The organism is Aerococcus sp. L_32 (genome assembly GCF_050689315.1).
In genome coordinates this window covers 1-17,925 of sequence record NZ_JBOEQF010000030.1, presented here as the reverse complement: position 1 = coordinate 17,925, position 17,925 = coordinate 1, and the positions used below count along the sequence as shown (strand labels likewise).

Genomic DNA, 17,925 nt, shown 5'->3' with positions numbered 1-17,925 from the left:
GCCATAAAAAGATTGTATAGCTGGTCGTCCTATTACGTTCTTTTCCGCATATCTTTTGACTTGTAAATAAACAGTACTTGTCCCTAAAGGATCTTGATTGATTATCCCGTCTATTCCACCATCATTAGATTGAGGTGTTACTTTAACATTACCATTCTTACCGCTATATCCCATGGTATCCAGCAACTTTACAACCAGTTGTTCAAAAAAGATAGGGTCCGTTTCACGTAATTTATTTAATAACTCTATTTCTACTTCATTATTTCTATCATTAATTAATTTTTCAACTATCTCTTGAGAAGATTCATCACTATCGAAATTATTAGTTTGTAAACTTACTTCATTTTTACTAGTTGAATAATCTTCTGATAATTTATTTTTTCGGTTAAGTTCTTCGGCATACGCAATATACTCTGGCTGTTTTTTAAGTATATCCGTAGTTAACGTATCCCCGTATTTTTGTAACAATAATCTACCCTTTTCTGTCATTTGATATACAGCTCGTTTAGGTCGAATAATTGCATTAGCTTTATATAAATCTGTCAATGCAAAACCTATTCGGTTATATAAAACACCTTGAGAATTCTCTCCCTCTGAATACACTAGATTTCTTAACTCTATAGGTATATCTAAGTAATTAAATATACGGTTCACAATTACTTTTCTTGTTGCCTCTTCTCCATTATTTAAAACCTTTAATATATAAGGTATAAAAGAATCCCAAGTAGACAGTCCATTAGCAGACTTTTTTAACTTATTCCAATCTTTATTCAAAGTTAACCCTCCTTTCATAATATATATTATTAATAGCTTGATAGATAAATAGTTAATTTCAGGGTGAACTAGCTAGCAGAAGATTGTATATTACTCTACTAAATCTAAATCAACAAAATCTCCATCTATAATCTCGATTTCACTTTCGTCTATGATACCATTAAAATCCTTGACAAATTCAGGATTCAATTCTAAATCTTCGTCATAAACACCCATTAAGTTGTTTGCTAGTACATCAGCTAATCTATTGCCTAACGGTTTAAATGTGAGATATGTAATTCCACCCGAAACGACGCCACCAATTACAGGAACAGCTTTAGTAATTGTTTTTTCAACGGTTTTCTTCGTAATTTTTTGACCAATAATAGCTCCCACCCTTTTAACAATTGGATACCAAGTAGTTTTTGTAAGAGCTTGTGCTGCTACTTTCTTTCCAATATTCTTTCCAGCTATTGTAGAAGTTTTAGCAATAATAGAAGTAGCTCCACTAACACCAAACATAGCTCCTAAATAACCAATAATTTTTACTGTTGCTTCATCTGATAGATTATTATTTTTATTTTCATTAAATAAATCATCTTCACCAAATAAATAAGCAATCTTTTGAGCCATATTTATTGCAAAACCAAAGTATTGAGCTACATCAGCACCACCGGCTGCAAGCATTACAGCAATATTAGATGGTAGACCAGAAGCAAAAGAAGTCAAAGAAGTTTTGTTTGTACTATTTTTGATTACTTTGCTGGCTTTTTTTCTTATCGAATCTACAGTGTAGACAGATTGAGGTCCATTCTGAATGATTTGTTCAATATACGGAGAACTTGAGAATTGTTTTCTTAAAAAATCTTCTCGATCCACACGTATAATTGGAAGTTTAGCGACGGTATTTAGAGTATCTAAAGTATAGTTAAACATTTTATTTTCATTAGTAGAATCCATAAACTATCACTCCTAATTTCTTATTTATTATAGACTTTTTCGATAACCTTGTCTTAGGGGTTAATTAGAATAGCTTTAAGTCTCTTTAGAAACTCTTCTGAATACCTGTAGTTTAATTGTTGAATAATAAAAAGATTATCAAAATTAATCCACTCCCAATGCTTTATAAACGGCATCAAGTGGATCTGAATAGAAAATCGGTTGGATTTTGACTAATAAATCTGATGGGACTGTTTGTAAATCTTGTACAGAAGAGGATGGCAATAAAACTCGTTTAGCTCCCGCATCTACGCAAACTTGCAAGGTATTCGCGAATTCGGGTACTTTAGAGATCGTTCCACCCATGGTCATATTCCCTATCACCACTAAACTTTCTTGAAGTGGACGATCTAAAGCAGCTGAGCTTAAACCAATTAATTCTGCTACAGCTAATTCTTCCGTTAAACCAATCCCTTGCATATCTTCAATATGCATCAAGTAATCCTTCGTTTTGACACTGATAGAACTACTAATACTTTTAATATTGGCCGTAAAGTAACGAAAAGCAGTATCTAAACTCTCTCTAGCTTCTCGATCACTTCCTACGCCAGACTTTTCATACTTCCCTGTACCACTCACGACTTGATTCTCCAGCTTATAGATGCCAATCATGCTAGAGCTTCCTCTACCTGCTACATAGACGTGACCAGGCTTATTCATTCCTTCTGGAATCAGTTTTCCGCCACCTTGTTCAGGTACAGAAATATAGTGCTCATCTGTCGTTTCTTTATCGATATAAGAGAACATGACATCATAGAATTCCATGCCGCCAATCTTCTTCAATTGCTCTTTTACTCTTCTACGGCCTTCTAAAGCATAATCCAGTACTTCTTCTACTTCTTCCTTCGTAAATTTACCATGAGGATAAATTAACTTTAGTAAGCCGGATACGGTTTTTCGGACACCAATCGTGTCCCGCTGATTTAAATTATTTCCTAGATAAAAATATTGGTCAATGGCATCAGCAAATGAACGCTTTCGCATCTCACGCATAAATTCCGCTAAGTAGTCCGCAATAAATCCAAAACGGTTAGTAAAGAAAGTTGGACGATATTTAGGTATTTCCCACCCTGGTAAGTAGTAGTGAATACGGTCAAAGAAAGCAGCATCGTTTCTCATCGCATCTGGGAATGGTGCAAATAAATGAGAAGTCTTTACGAGTGAATCGACACCCTGATTGATGTTTCCTACAAAGACCATTGATGCAGACGCTGCTTTTTCTTCTTTCCCTCGACTAAAGGATCCAGAAGCCATATAGTCTTTCATAATTTGTACACCATCTTTGTCTTTAAAATTAATCCCTGCTACTTCATCAAATGTAATGGTATCCCAAAGTCCAACTAATCCTACTTGTCTCGTGGACATGTTATAAAACAAATTCGCTACAGTCGTCTGCCCACCAGAAACTAAAATCGAGTTTGGTGATAACTCTTTATATACATGTGATTTACCCGTCCCTCTAGGACCTAATTCAACTAAATTGTAGTTATTTTCAATTAAAGGAACTAATCTCAATAGTAAATGCCATTTTACACGTTCTTCTAATTGTGTGGGCTCCATACCAATCGATCGAATTAAAACATCAATCCACTCTTCTTTTGTAAACTGGTCGCGTCCTTCAAATATTTCATCCATATTCATATTTGGCATTTGAATAGGCTGTAAATTTGAGATGACAAATGGATTATTATCTCTTACTTCTTCATCAAAATAATAATCTAACTTGATCATGCACCAAATACCACCAGCTAAGAGTTTGTCATACTCTTTAACATATGAAGAAGCCATTTCAACACCCTTTAGACCGAGGTTTGAGAATTCTGATTCATATTTATCATTTTTTGAATTGAGTCGAACCGTAATTTTATCAATAACCGAGTACTGTCCTTGTTCTCTGATTCGTGATTTAATTTTTTCTGCTTCATCTGGACGAACATAATTTTCAGCAAGAATATTCTTTACTCGGTTCACACCTTCTTGCATACTTGCTTCATCATCCGTAGCCGCAAACATCCCTAATAAATACTCCAACACAAATGTTGGGACATTCGCTCCTTCTTTAATCAGCTGAGTCAGGTCTTTTCTCACGACCCGACCAGCAAAATGTTCATTTAATTTGTCATCTAAATCTAAAGCTGCTTTTTCCAACCTTACACCTCATTCTTAAAAGAAATCATTAACGATACCTAAATTAATTTTAAACGGAATCTTGGCTGTATATTGATCAGTTTCAGTATCTTTAATGACCAAGAAGTAGTATTTATTTCGATCAAATTCAATGGTTTCTAAGGCAAACTGTTTACTAAACATACGTTCTTTTGAATTTTCATTTGTTTTATTCGCAATTATGGTTTCAATATTTGAAATGATATTTCCATTATCATCTTCCATATAAATATTCACTGTTCTTGCAATGTTTTTGTTCTCCACTTTTTCACTTTGGAAGAATTGAAGTGTAAATAACTTATTGGTAATTGAGCGGGTACGACTCGTTAATTCTACATTCACTTTTTCAACTGTCTCTACCCCTTTTTGGGTTGCTCTTCTATTTTTGAATGTAATTAGAGGGATGACAACTTCTTGTAGACTCGCACCACCATGTACAAAATTCGCACCCGGACCTTGAATGCGATTACGAATCGAACCATTCGGTATATATAACTGCAAGTCATTCTCATTATTTAAAACCGTCCCGACGTTTATACGAATTTGACCATTTAATTCTTGTTCTTTATTGGATAATGCATATCGTCTTGAAGATTCGACAGGTTTATCTAACTCTTTCGCAATTTTCTCACTCTCATCTAACGGGCTTCTTTGGTATAAGAAGCCGTGATCGGAAGTCACGTATATATTTGTCCCACTCAAGTCATTTCGGATTGAATTAATCAGGTTAAATAACTCAGAGACTGAGCTATCAGCTGCATTAAACACTCGATTTTCTGTAGCTGAATTGTCACCTATACCATCAATCGTATCATGATAGATATAAATCAAATTAAGTCCTTTAAACGTCTCAGATTTTTCAGACTTATTTAATGCCATATAGTCTGAATATTTATAAACAAGACTATTTTCTATTTTATTTTCAATAAATTTCTTACGAGCACCATAGCCTTCTATTGGCTCCTCATCTACCATTACTTTTCCTGAAGAGTCAATATTCAAAGAACGATACGGCAATAAAGCAGCCATACCTAACTTGGTAATCGAAGGTACAATCCCTAGCATCGGTTCGATTTCAGTTGAACCGATTGTTTCGGTATTTAATCGTTCGACTAAATCAGTTGCGATTTCATAACGCATAGCATCAGAAATGATGACAAAAATACGTTCTCCTTTTGCAATACGAGATGTTGCGCAGTCTCTATAGAAGTCTTGTTGTTTCTTCACACCTGTTAAGTTCCAGTCCTCAACTAAATCTGTCCGAACAGCTTGAGACCAATTGGCTCCCAATTCACCAATAAACCAATGGGTATAGAGGTATTCGACTTTTTCTTGAAGCTTGTTTACAAACTCATCCTTTTCACTCATATCATATGCCAAGTAAAATTTACGATAGTAATTATCCATGCGGTAATAAGATTTTTCATACGCATGGAAAATATCTTCGGCTATCCCCTGAGGTAAGCCATGGTCAAACTCTTTTCTGAACTCAAAAATTTTAATTGTATAGAATAAAGTGTCGTAAATATGCTCATACTTTTCAAAGTAATGTTTTGTGCGTCGGTTCTCAATAATCGATAAGTATTTATCAAAATCTTCCAAGTCTTTTAGAAGAACATTAGCTATATGAAGGATAATTTCTTGATCAATCATTGGAAAAATATCTACATTTTCATATTTCTCAAGTGGTAATTCTTGAATAATTTCTTGTAATTTAATTTCCTTTTCAATTTGTCGCGCATAATCTACAAATCGTGGTGCATCTACTTGATTCTGCATCCAATGATCAATAAGAATATAACAGTCCCCTGCATGACTTAATGCAATAAAGTTTTCTAACAAAGCTAAATCTTCTTCGTCCATTTGGAAGCTTAAAGCAGAGATAGTTAAATGCATGAAGAGTGTCTTTAAGGATTTTTCCTCACGAATATAACCATAATGACTACCTACTAATTCCCAGAACCGTTCGATATCGAAGAACTTGCTGATAGCCTTTAAATATTTATTATCATCCTCCAAGGACTCTATCAAGATGGTTCTTAAAGCTCTCTCAAAACTTGGTATATCTAAATTACATAAAGCACTAATCATCCGTAGTTCGATGGCAGCCTCCGACTCTATTACTCCTGAGTAACTTTTAAACTTTCGGTATCGGACTTTATTGTCAAAGAAGACTGCGTATCTTTGCATAGTCGGTCTTAAAGAACTATCGATTTGTAATTCATTCATAATCAAATCAATGCGACTCGCTTTAAATGTTTGTGAATAAAGCACCGTATCGAGTAACCAATTGTCTTCGGACTGTAAATCTAGATTCGAGTATATTAAATAACTCGAATCTAAATTTTCTGCCTCTAATAGATGTTTTACATAAAATTGGTTATCATTAGTTAATTCTTGCAGCTTTACATCCGTTAATTCGATAGAATCCCAATCATCTTTGAATTCTTCTTGTTGATCTTCCCAAAAAATAATTCGTCGTTTTTCATAATTTTCGAGCGGTTTATCCAACATTTTTTGTAATGTGAATTCGATTTGATTAAGATCCATCCCCACACTAACCTTCCTTAGTTAATCTATATTTTTTCAACTAATCCTTTAAACTTCGGATAATTGACGTTAAATCCATCATCTAAGTCAATTTCTATTTGTTGATCGGCCATATGACGTAATTTTTCATCATAAGCGATTAATTCCGTTAATTGCTTTTCAACGGTTTTCATTTCTTTTCTTGCTTTATTCAATTCTGTGGTACCTGCATCACTATTTAAAATTAGATCCAAATCAATTTTTCTTGTTTCTAATCGTTGTTGGACATCGTGTAAATACTCCGTACGGATACGCGAAATGGTTGTTTTATCATAACGATGCATATAGATAAAGCAACTAAAGGCATTCTCTCTACCAGAAGTGAATTTCCAATAAATTGGTCGTCTCCCACTTCCTGTCACACTATACATTTTCGCATGATCTTTAAAGAAATCTTTTAAGAAGTAACTATGAATCGCGTCTCTAGATGTTTCATTCTTTTTCTGACCTAATGCTTCAGCGATAAAATTAAGATTTTCTTCAAGCGTTTCTATGCCATATACTATTTCAACGAATTTAACAAAGCGATTAACTAGATCATCTTCTAAGTAAACATCAGAAGTAATTGGAATAATATTATCTTCAACCACACCATATGTTTCATATCTAGAAGCATCAAACTCTCCTCCAGCATAGACTAATCCTTCTTCATCTAAAGAATAACGACCAAACATACAACCAACTGCGTAAGAGATAAACTGTTCGATAACTTCTTGTTTCGTTAATACATATTGATTTCCTTTAATCTCCTCTGGAATATCTTTTGCATCATTATATATTTTCGTAATAGTAATATCTCTGTCACTCACTTCAGATACCAATTCGTCTTGTAAGCCGTATATATCGATAAAAATTCGATTTAATTCCACTTCATTCTCTTTTAATTTATAAAAACGTTCATCTGTTACTTCCATCCATTTATTGTAACTTTCACCTATTAATGATGTATTATCTTGGTATTTAATTAAGGGTATTTTTTTGAAATTCCAAGAAGTTTCAAAACTATTCCAATCATTTTTAGATATTTTTATACTATTTTCTACAATTTCTAACACTTTACTTTCATATCTTTTATCAAAAATTACCGGAAAAGAAGCTACATCACCACTACCAAGATTCAAAGTTGGATTTATAATTTTAAATACATAGTCAGATATTTTACTACTTAATATTGCAAGCGCAATTCTCAACTTTTTCTTTTCAGGTGCAAATGCTGCCATGCCAGCATTACTAAATATACTGCCTTGTTCAATATATCTTATGCTAAACCCTCCACTAGTAATTGCAGACCATGAAATAGATTCTTTAAAGTAATACTTTGGATTTCGAATTACTGAACGTTGTTTACCTTTTGAGTCTGTAAAATTTTTAATTTCTTTTCCATCATACTCCCAATTTATAAGATAGTCATAATTTCCATACCACTGTCTTCTGGCTCCACCTTTATTAAATGGAGCCCATTTTTTTGAGCTATTCGAAAAATCAATGGAAGATTTAGCGTCAAAATATATCTTAGTATGTATTGGCTCCCACCAAAGTCTAAGAAATCTATCATTATTAGCAGTAGCTAGGCCTTGACGGACATCTAATAGCTCTCCAAGTGGTTGAGCATTCTTAAATGCATATAAAATTGAATCAGAAGCCCAATACGCAATAGGACTACCAGGAATATCTTTTAAGTTATTTTGATCGAAAGTGTATCTATATGTTACTTCTGGATTTGCTACCGCTTCTTTCGTTTTTAATGGTTGTTGTTTTGACCCTATAAAATCAGATAAGCGAACATACTCTCCTGGTAAATCTTTATTCATATTACGAAATGTAAATGTACAAATTGGAACAGTAGCTCCTTCAAAGCCAGAATATTCTAATTGAATTAAACTACTAATTGTAGAATCTGAAATTATTTTATTTCTTAATTTTTCATGGGAAGAAATGAACATCCAAACATAAGGACTCATGAAACCAATATGACCATCTTCCTTAGTTAAATCAAAACTTGACATAATAAATGAAGAAAACAAATCTGACTTTACATCATCATAATTTTTCGATAAATACTTTTGAGTAGCAGAGGTTTGATATCTTCTTCCTAAATAAGGTGGATTTGTTACATAGATATCATAAGTTTTAGATAGTAATTTTGCTTGCTTAATTAGACTTTCAAATCGACTGATAACTTTGTCATAAATACCGATTTCTAATAGATTTAATTCAGAATCATTAATCGTTTGAAGTCTTTGTCTTAAGAACTCCTCTTCGAAATCTTCTATTATCAATAAAGAGCCTATTTCTTTTGCGTGCTTGAATTGCTTTATAAAAGTATGCATTCTATCGTAGCTTTTACCTTTGCTTTCTCCTGCAAGGAACTGAATATCTTCTTCTGTAAAGTCACTCGTCTCTTCTATTGCCAATAGATTTAGTTTGAGCCCATTTCTTTCTATATCTCGAAGTAATCCGTTATGAAATTTGATACCCTTCATTACAACAGAAAAAGCTGCAAGCTGGTAAGCTCGGTCATCTATATCCAAACCGTATAAATTATTTTCAATAATTAAACGTGGAATTTCACGATTTGTATAGCCTTGTTTTATATAGATTTCTCTAAGGACTTCAAACATGTAAACCAATATATGCCCACTACCCATTGCTGGATCAATACACTTTAATTCTTCTACTTTTAACTGGCTATCAACTAGTTTATCTAACTCCTCTTGTTCTTCTGCGGAAGGATTCGTATTTTCTAAATAATATTCCCAATTATTTATTAAGTCTCTATCTTCAGGGTGAGCTTCCACCCATTGCTTACCAATAGTATTTTGTACCATATAGCGAACAATCCACTCTGGCGTAAATAATTGAGTAACAGCTGGAATTTCATTAGGTTTATAGGCTTTTTTAGCACTGATTAATCGTTCATTTTCTTCAGAAATATAATATTGGTATAACCAACCAATGATTTCTACTTCATACCAATCATCCTCAGGGAATACTTGAGTATTTGTCATTGTTCGTACAAAAGAATCCGTATTTAATAAACCTTCTGGGAAGAGTATTTCAGTGTAATCTTCAATTGTACCGAACATGAATGGTAGATAATCATTCAAATCATTACAGTGAGCGATAATCAAGTATTTAAACAATTCATCATCTTGATTATTCAATTTCATTTCATAAACTTTTTCATTGTCGATGTCTAGACCTAGAGATAGAGCTTCCTTCATCATATCTGGTTCATTTCCACCGTCTAAAGAAGATAAGACACGAACTTTTGTGGGTAAGTAATCATTGACTTCCATAAACCGCAAGGCAATAAAACGGTTAAACCAAGTATACGCTGCTTCTTCCATGACTTGTTCAAAGCTCGTTTCTTTGATTCGACGAATTAGCTCGTTTCGTTGAATACGTTCTGCTTTTGCTAAATGCTGTCCATTAATAATTAAAGCATCCGAACTTTCTACACTAGCATCTTTGATACTATCTTCAGTGATACCAATTTTTCTAGCTTGAAGAGCTACTTTTTCAAGTAGCTCTCTTCGCGCTTCAACTGCAAATGTTTTTAATTTTCCTTGATTCATGAAATCATCCTTCTAATCTATTATTTCAATAATCTGGTTCATTTGAATACTTCGTTTCAGTTCTCGTGATAGGTCACTTAGATAATTTTCAATATCTTGCTCATTCTCTATTCTAGTCGGCTTTACAAGATTTGTAAGTCTTACTCTTTGAACTGGTTTAGGTTCCGCAACAGTTGATGAAGATTCTTCGTTTCCATTATTCTTCTGATGATGTGTGTCTACTTCTCGTCGGATAATTCTTTCATAGTTTTCTTTCGCATCAGTACTATAAACCGTTAAAGCATCTACTCGATGGATATCACTAGTTTCTTCAATTTGACTTAAATAATTTGTCCAAACACTGTGAATTTTTGTTACCGTATGTTCAGAAACCCCATCTTGGTTGCTGTATTCTTTCATACGTTCAAAGTCATCTTGAATTTTTTCTTTTGCTTTAGTTTGTCGATCTCGTAAAATTTCATCAAATGTTTCGTTAAAGTTGTCTTTTAATTCAGGGATTTTTCTAATTTCTGAGTAAGGAATAGGGTTTCTTATAATTTCTTTCAGCTCTCGCACAGTACTGTCGATCGTTTCATTCATCTCATTTTCGAAGAAGGATTGATTCTGTTCATAACGATTCAGTATCTCTAAACCATCATCAAAAAGATTTTTTTGATTGGAGCCAAAGAAGCCTCTAATATACTCAAAATCTTCATCCCATCGAACTAATTCTTCTTCCATTTCAACTAGTTTATTAAAATAAGTTAGGTTATCTAATCGATTGGTAAATTGGTCAAATAACTCGATACCTTTTTCCAATAAGCTAAATCCTGGGTAGTTTTTATTTGTATATTTTTGTTGATAGTTATTAATTTCAGCTATTTTGTCATTGATTAAATCTTGGATACCTAACATCATGCCATCTTCGTCTTGCGGCAAATTAACTGTATCAAAGAGACTTCTTGCTATGCGTTTTACTTTAGAAAGTAATGTACTATCTACTTTTTCTCGTTTAAGTATGATGCCTTTTGCACTTTCCATATTGTTCGTAAAAACATCCATTAATTCTTTTTGAGACTCTTGTGTATTTAAATAAAGCGTATTGTATCGTAGACGAATCTTTTCGTCTTTGAGTAAATCAACCAACATGCCAGCAACATCCAATTCCTTCCACCCAAAGGGAACTGTTCCAAAATGATCATACAATGATTTAACCTGAATTTGTTTGCTCATTTGAGTTTGTAATTCAATATATTGTTCAATCTCATTCATTGCCGCTCTATTTGGATAAGTCGAGTCATCCATTTCTAATTCAAATGACCCTGTATCATTTGAACTAATTTTTAATTTTAAATCTTTTTCACTTTCAATGTGGTGCTTTACTAAGTTCAATTTGTGATAGGTATTTTCTACGAGATAAGATAAACCATTATTGATACGCTCACGGGCTGTTGAACCGTTCATTGAAAGTTTTTGACCATTCGTAAAGAAATCAGCTTCTTTTACAGCTATTTCTAGTAAGTCTCTTACTCTGCGTCTACGTTCACGGACCTCTGCTTGCTTATTATTCAGGATGTTTTGTTTCGTTTCAGATAAATCATTCAGATTTCGACGTCGGCGATATTGTTCTATCTTCAGCACTTCTTCTATTTCTTCAATGTATGAAGCGTCTCCACCTAATCGAACAATTAAGTCTCGCGAAGTCATCGATTCCATTTGTAATTCTTGGTCTTCCAAATTACTAGATGAAATTGCCGATAATACTGCTAAACTGATGCTAGCTGTTTGTCTACCATGCTTGACTGTGTCGAGTATTTCATTAAAATCGAAATGGTAGTGATTTGAAAATCGTAATTTTTTCTCTGGAAAAATATCTTCAAATAAATACTCTGAAAGTGACTGAATAATATCCATTTCATCAACAGACATGCTTTGTATTTCTCGGTTAATGTCTTGTTCCTCATCTGTCAAGAAGATAAAGTTCTCACCATTCTTTTGAATTAAGCGCTCTTGTCGTAATTTATTTAAAGAATCTGTTAGCTTTTGTTTGAGTACTGTTTTATCTTCGTTCACGTTCGTTAGCATTAAAGTAGCTATATTATCAATATTACCAGGAATTTCTTCGATATATTTAATCATGAAGAGTACTTTTAACAGGTTCACATGGAGTTCATCGTCAGCCAAATTGGGATTATTTGATGCATTATTAATCACTCGTGTGATTGTAGGATTTAGAAATTCACTCATCGTATTATAGAATGCATAAAGCGGAATGAGTGCCCCTTCTTCTTCATTACTATACTGTTGTGCTGCCTCTTGATAAGCTGATAAGAGTGAACGCTCACCTTCAGAAAGATGTTTACCTGAGGAACCATGTTTTCTTACTTGTTCGAAGATATTTTGTAATAACTTAAATTGGTAAGGAACAAAAGGATAATCTTGTGCAAACTCTATTCCATCATTATATCCTCTATAGTTTCCTGGCGTGTCTCTGAAACTAATTAGATTATTTAAAATTGGACCTTGTTCTGGATATACCGCTTGTAGTTGTTCTGTTACTGCTGGTTTTTTATCTAAAATTCTTTTCTTAATAACCTCATCTGCAGAAGTTGATGATAAAGAAAGTCTTGTATCAAATCGACCTTGAATTCTCGAAAAATCGTCACCTTTTACTTTGATAACATCATCGATACTTTCTTGTGACGTAACAAGAACCCAAACTTTACCTAAAGAAGTCGCCCCTAGACTTTCTACTACTGTCTGAAGATTCAGCATTAGATTTCGATTGTCGCCTATGTATTGACCAATCTCATCTACTAAGAAAACTAAGTGGAAATTATTGTCTTTACTGTCTACAAATTCTTTCACTTCCTGCGCAAATGATTCGATTGTAAGGTCATCTGCTTGATCCGCTCTCTCAAACCAATTTCTAGCACCGTCTACTGACATATTCGTGGCATGAGCCAGGGATTGAATAATTTCTTCTCCTCTAAAATAGAAGTTACTTTGATTTCCTACCCAAGATTCATTAGCCAGTTCTGCATATTTTTCTTTGAATCCTTCAAAATTCCCTTCATCATCCAAAAATTTTTCCATTCTTGAAATAGCTGTATTATCACCATAATAGCCTCGGTGTTCATCAAAAACTTTTTTAAACACTCGAAGAATCGCATCTCTACTTGTATAGCTTGTATTACTCTTTGCATCGATGTTAAATAAAATAGTATCTGTTTCAACAGAAGATGCTTTTTCCATCAAAGCATAAACCATTGGATCATTTATTTTCTCTTGAAAAAAATCAACAGGTCTTTTACCATTTACAGGTTGGTTATTTAATAAATATGACAGAATTTTAAGGAAGTGAGATTTACCGGAACCGAAGAATCCACTAATCCAAACACCCATTTTATCGGTTGGCTGGTCGACACTTCGCGCGTAGTTTTCATAAAAACGAGAAAAATGTTTCTTTAATTCTTTAGTGACTACATATTCATCTAATTCTTGATAAACGATTTCTTCATCTCTTTGCTGTACTTTTACGACGCCACGGATATCACGATTTATATCCTTTAAAAACATATCTTTTATTATCAAAACTGTTCCTCCTTAAAGTCATCGACTAACCGAAATGCACGGTAGTAGTTTTCAGCTTCTAATTTATTAAATAGTTGTAAATCTTGTTCATTATATTGACCTGGGTAGAATAAAATGACAGGTGTTTTATCTTCTAAAATATCTTGAAGATTATTTAAGATATTGTGCGTTCGAACAATTGGAAAAATTTGACCAACTCCAGTTATAAAAAGAACATTATGGTCACCCATTTCCTTTTTAATTTTCTCTAAAAATATTTCTGGTCTTGCGAAAGTTGTTAAAGCACGATATAAAAATTCTTTGCCTTCTTTTTCTTCCATTTTAAAGATTTTATCGTAAATATTCTTTTCTTTTGCGATGTCTAAAAACATTTCATACAGATTAAATTCAATAATACGACGATTATGATGAGGAACTTTAAAATAATCATTGATTAAATAATCGACATGATCTCTTACTTTTAACTCGTCCCTTGGATCATAATCAAAAATATAAAAGCTAATTTCATTTCCAAGTCCTCGACCATCAATGAAAGTCTCTTCATGAATTTTATCTTTGATTAGATCTAATCTTTTATCTATGTTTCTCATAAAGTCTACCCTTCCATTGCTTCCACATATTCTTTGTCGCCTATTTTAATTAGATAATCTCTTAATAAATCATCCATTTGTACTGGAAATAAATCTGTTGAACTTAACTTAGTTAAATAGCCTATCTCAAGTAGAAGACGATTATATGAGCTCTTTAAGCGCTTCAATGTTGACTCACTCCAATTTGCTAACTTCTCATTTCTATCTGCCTTTTCATTAAAAAAGATATTTATATCTTTTCTTTCATAAATCAAATCGTTATTTTGGAGTTTATTTTTTATAACTTCATCCATAAATTCATAAAATAATAAGTCAGTTTTTATAATTGCATAAAAATTGATTTGTTTAGCCAATTGATTTGATTCTTCTAAGACATAATTTCGTAATTGATTGTCTAGTGCTCTTGCCCGTTTTAATATATATGGAAAACTTCTAGTTGTACTCGATGCTTTTTGTTGAAATAAATTTTCTTCAAATACTTTTTTTCTAATCTCTTCGTCTGTTAATCCTTCTTCTATGAGACTAACTGTCACTTTAAATTCATAAAATCTAAAGCCAGCACCTGTTAAAGATGTTGAATATACTTTATCTGTCATGGTGTAGTTATCTCCTCAGTATTAAAGTCAATAATTTTAGAAACAACTGTTAAACGATTCTTTCCACATTGCTGTTTAAGTATTGTAGTAAAATCATTATCTTTAATTATTTTTGGTTGGTTATTTTTATAAATCATGGTTATAAGTTCTTCCAATGTTTCATCTGTTAAATTATTAACCCAATATTCATCAATTATTTCATTAATCGCAACTGCCACTTCTCGTTGGGTCCGGTAAAATTTTTTTACCTCCATAGAATCACCTCAATATTATTAAATTCTTACTTTTATTATACTAAAGTAAAAGGGATTTTGAGCACTTTTATTGCACTTTATTTATAAAATAGTTTCCCACCATTTTATAAAAGATGATGGGAAACTATAGCAATAATATATTAAAATTAAAAAGTATATCTGGAGCTCTCCACTTCAACTGAACTATTCTCTCACTGCGTAATAATTATTTATTCATATAAATCAATTCCCACTATTTGGAACTAATTATATTAAAGATCATTTACAAAGAATTTTTTTCAGATTGCTTAGTATAAGAATTATAAAAACAATCATAATCCGCGAATTCATGTACTAGTATAGCTCTTATAACTAGAATTAATCTTTTTCTTCTCTAGAATGCGAGCACTATTCCTCTATCAACTACTATATGCTGGATGATAGTAATAACTAGTATAGAGTAATGATTTTACTTTCTTGCGCTGATTGTTCCTTATTCATCTTATCTGACGCATCTACAAAATATTTTTTCAATTGATTCAAAGTCTCGATTGTCGTCATAAGATCTTCTTCAGAAATGTCGATTGAACTTGCAACTTCCTTTTTATATTGGAGATAATATTTGTCCAATAATTCTTTGCCTTCTTTTGTACTTGTGATGTAGGATACTCTTTTATCCGTTTGTGATCGTTCTCTTATAACGAAACCTTTTTTTTCCATTTCATTTACAAGTGCTGTGATGTTTGGTGAAGATATCAGCATTTCTTTTGAAACATCCGTAATTCTGACATTTTCTTCAAGTTTACTTATCGCATAAAGTACATATAAATAGCTTAATTTTATGCCTTCTGGTAGATTTGGAAATATGTGTATGATTTCCTTTGCGACGTATTGGGTTGGAAGTCCATGAGGGCATCGATCAATTCATTCGTATTGAGGAAGGTGAAGGCTTATGCAAGATGGGCCCTTCTGAAGACGATCTAAATTTCCAAGAAAAAGTGACAGACGATGATGCTGTGTTTGTACCAGCTGATATGTGGCATAATATTGAAAACATAGGCGATAAACCACTAAAACTATATACCATTTACGCTGGTCCAGATCAATTAGAAGGAACGGTTCATGTCACTCATGAAGACGCGGAAAACGATCCAAATGAACACTAAATGCTAATAATAATCAATAAACCTACCCTGCACCCAATGAAACATTTATTGGTGAAGGGTTATTTGAGTATAGAAGATGTTTTGTGCCAAAAGAACTACAATCGTTGTAAAACTGGTGGTTGAAACAAACTCCATATTAGAAAAATAATTTATATAACTAAGTAAGCTATGCCCCTTTTTCCAAAAGTAATAGAAATGGAAATGTTTATCACAGTTCTAAGCAAGGCACTTAATCAAAAAAAAGACTCCCCAACAGCTTCTATAACTGTTAGGAAGCCTTTGTTGAATATTACGGAGGTGGGCGATGCTTAAATGCTGATATACCAACGTTTAAAGGCATTTAGCGCAAAATGATCCAGTACATCTTTAGCAAGATACTTACTGGTACTTTGGTAGATATATAATATGTTTTCTTCTATATAGAGTATGAATTTTTCATCTCTGGTAAATAGGACATAATCATCAACTGGTAATTCACCCACATACGTATATAGGGTATAGTCATAATTCTTACTAAATCCTTTTTAATCTAAAAATTTAGGAATACTAAAATTAACATCTACTATTGCTTTAGATATTAATTTCATAAAATCACAGCTTTCTCAACATCAAAGTTGACCTTATACCCATTTGTGAATATAACGTTGTTAGAAGGTCAGTAAAGGAAGATGCAAATGTGAAAAGCTGACTGGAGCGAAACAAAGAAAACAAGCAAAAGAAAAAGGATATTATCGAGACCACATTCAAAATAATCTCAATAATATCCACACTGTACCACCTAATAAAGTCAATATTAGAATAGTTTAAAGGGAAGTCGACCTTCCTTCCCTTTCATTATATAAATAAAAGGTTTTTTTCAAATGAACGATTATAAAAAACAAGATACTAAAACTTTACTATTAGTACTATTATTAATAGCAAATACTATCTGGGCGGTGATTAGATGGAACAAGTAGCAGACTTAAGCATAATCAAAGAATTATTAGATACTAAAACAGGATATAAAATCGCAAAAGATACTGATATTCCTCAGCAGACGATTTCACGTTTTCAAACTGGTACAACACCGATTGAAAACATGAAATTAGGTGTTGCAATGAAATTAACTGAATATGCTAAACGAAAAAAAGCTAATATCAGTTAAATTTTTGGGTATAATAAATGAAAGCAAATCGTCGCTGGCAAATTCTGATAATAGGTGATTTCATGAAAAAATTATTACTTCCCAAAAATATATTAATTTTATTACTTGTGTTATTCACTATTGTTACCTTTACCTTCCCTGAAGCTTATAAATACAACCGCATATTTATATTCCTATTTTTACTAAACATTATTTGGTCGATTTATTACGAGAAAAAAAGGAGCTAACGCTCCCTTTTATAAACCTATCATTAAGACACACACGCCAGCCTTTTAATTAATAAAGATATAGATATTAATTACATTAGTAAGCGTCTCGGATACGCTACTACCAATGAAAACCTATCTACCTACGCACATGTTTTAGATAAGTTTAAGCAAAAACAAGACAGTAAAGTTATTGAAACATTAAAGGATTTTGATTCATTTCAGAGTGCAAAGTGAGTGCAAAATGTTTTGATTTTCTCTGATAAGCAAAAACTCAAGAACATTGATATATCAACGTTCTTGAGTCTATATGATGAGCTTTGATATACTCA

11 protein-coding genes and 1 pseudogene are annotated in these 17,925 nt (G+C 32.6%); 2 read left to right on the top strand and 10 right to left on the bottom strand.

The window, feature by feature from the left end; all coding sequences use genetic code 11:
• From ACRCJ0_RS03690 to ACRCJ0_RS03645, 10 genes are all read right to left on the bottom strand, one after another.
• Positions 1–774, bottom strand: a 774-nt coding sequence (locus ACRCJ0_RS03690) for a restriction endonuclease (protein WP_431389524.1), incomplete at its 3' end; no start/stop codon positions are given.
• A gap of 90 nt (positions 775–864) precedes the next feature.
• Positions 865–1,713, bottom strand: coding sequence for a hypothetical protein (locus ACRCJ0_RS03685; RefSeq protein WP_431389523.1), 849 nt, complete (start codon positions 1,711–1,713; stop codon positions 865–867).
• Between the two features lie 144 nt (positions 1,714–1,857).
• The gene (gene brxL / locus ACRCJ0_RS03680) at positions 1,858–3,900 is read right to left on the bottom strand and encodes a protease Lon-related BREX system protein BrxL (protein ID WP_431389522.1); all 2,043 of its coding nucleotides are present in this window, start codon (positions 3,898–3,900) and stop codon (positions 1,858–1,860) included.
• Between the two features lie 15 nt (positions 3,901–3,915).
• Positions 3,916–6,468 carry a BREX-1 system phosphatase PglZ type A gene (gene pglZ, locus ACRCJ0_RS03675; RefSeq protein ID WP_431389525.1) on the bottom strand — a complete coding sequence of 851 codons (2,553 nt, stop codon included), beginning with the start codon at positions 6,466–6,468 and terminating at the stop codon, positions 3,916–3,918.
• Positions 6,469–6,494: 26 nt separating this feature from the next.
• Complete coding sequence (pglX, locus tag ACRCJ0_RS03670) at positions 6,495–10,085, bottom strand: BREX-1 system adenine-specific DNA-methyltransferase PglX (RefSeq protein WP_431389521.1); 3,591 nt, start codon at positions 10,083–10,085, stop codon at positions 6,495–6,497.
• A gap of 12 nt (positions 10,086–10,097) precedes the next feature.
• A complete protein-coding gene (gene brxC, locus ACRCJ0_RS03665; protein ID WP_431389520.1) occupies positions 10,098–13,658 on the bottom strand; it encodes a BREX system P-loop protein BrxC in 3,561 nt (1,186 codons plus the stop codon).
• Positions 13,655–14,248 (bottom strand): DUF1788 domain-containing protein, encoded by a 594-nt coding sequence (locus tag ACRCJ0_RS03660; RefSeq protein WP_413937387.1) that lies wholly within the window; start codon positions 14,246–14,248, stop codon positions 13,655–13,657. Before ACRCJ0_RS03660 ends, brxC begins: the two co-directional genes overlap by 4 nt.
• A gap of 5 nt (positions 14,249–14,253) precedes the next feature.
• Positions 14,254–14,844 carry a DUF1819 family protein gene (locus ACRCJ0_RS03655; protein WP_431389519.1) on the bottom strand — a complete coding sequence of 197 codons (591 nt, stop codon included), beginning with the start codon at positions 14,842–14,844 and terminating at the stop codon, positions 14,254–14,256.
• Positions 14,841–15,098, bottom strand: coding sequence for a TIGR04540 family protein (locus tag ACRCJ0_RS03650; protein ID WP_420085829.1), 258 nt, complete (start codon positions 15,096–15,098; stop codon positions 14,841–14,843). Before ACRCJ0_RS03650 ends, ACRCJ0_RS03655 begins: the two co-directional genes overlap by 4 nt.
• A 429-nt stretch (positions 15,099–15,527) precedes the next feature.
• A complete protein-coding gene (locus ACRCJ0_RS03645) occupies positions 15,528–15,920 on the bottom strand; it encodes a MarR family winged helix-turn-helix transcriptional regulator (protein ID WP_419984796.1) in 393 nt (130 codons plus the stop codon).
• A 47-nt stretch (positions 15,921–15,967) separates the two neighbouring features.
• Here ACRCJ0_RS03645 and ACRCJ0_RS03640 point away from each other — a divergent pair.
• A pseudogene (locus ACRCJ0_RS03640) lies at positions 15,968–16,243 on the top strand (cupin domain-containing protein); the annotation flags it as partial.
• Positions 16,244–17,186: 943 nt separating this feature from the next.
• The gene (locus ACRCJ0_RS03635) at positions 17,187–17,387 is read left to right on the top strand and encodes an XRE family transcriptional regulator (protein WP_419984780.1); all 201 of its coding nucleotides are present in this window, start codon (positions 17,187–17,189) and stop codon (positions 17,385–17,387) included.
• The last annotated feature ends 538 nt before the right edge of the window (positions 17,388–17,925 follow it).